The organism is Paralteromonas sediminis, assembly GCF_003820355.1.
In the GTDB taxonomy this organism is placed as follows: domain Bacteria; phylum Pseudomonadota; class Gammaproteobacteria; order Enterobacterales; family Alteromonadaceae; genus Alteromonas_F; species Alteromonas_F sediminis.
In genome coordinates this window covers 1-658 of sequence record NZ_RPOK01000014.1, presented here as the reverse complement: position 1 = coordinate 658, position 658 = coordinate 1, and the positions used below count along the sequence as shown (strand labels likewise).

Below are 658 nucleotides of genomic sequence, written 5' to 3'. Positions count from 1 at the left end.
AGGAGGTCAGCAGTTCGATCCTGCTTAGCTCCACCACTTTTTGAAGGCTTGTAGCTCAGCTGGTTAGAGCGCACCCCTGATAAGGGTGAGGTCGGCAGTTCAAGTCTGCCCAAGCCTACCACCTCTACTTAGTTTTGCTGATTAGCGTTCTGCGATGCTCATGTGTTGGTCACACACTGCGCTTCTCGAACACTACTCACCTTCACTAAGCGAGCTGGTTAAGTTTTCAAGAAGAAAGCAAAAGAAGAATGCACATTAATGAAAATTGATTTATTGATGTGCATTTTTGCCGAAAGGCGAAAGAAAAAGCACTATCTGTTCTTTAACAATTTGGAAAGCTGATATTAGTAATCAATCAAATATGAGTAACTGAGAAAAATATCGAAAGGTGTTTTTTCAAGTAGCTACTCTATCTGACGATTCAAAGTGGGTACATTACCTGATAAGCCATGGCAGTCGCCAATTGACTTATTTTGTACCTACAGTAAGTGCAAAATTGTTTGCGTCAAAGAGTACTGTGAGTCCTCCTTGCGCAAATATCACGATGAGTGCTCGCGCAATCATCATGAATTTGCACGAACGATTAGTAAATCATGCATACAACAAGTCCTGAGCCCGAAGTCAAAAGGCGGGCGTGGGTGAACACCCACAGGCGATG

General features: G+C 43.2%; 1 tRNA gene. It reads left to right on the top strand.

The annotated features are described in order from the left end of the window. Positions 1 to 44: 44 nt before the first annotated feature. A tRNA-Ile gene (locus DRW07_RS18230) sits at positions 45 to 121 on the top strand. The last annotated feature ends 537 nt before the right edge of the window (positions 122 to 658 follow it).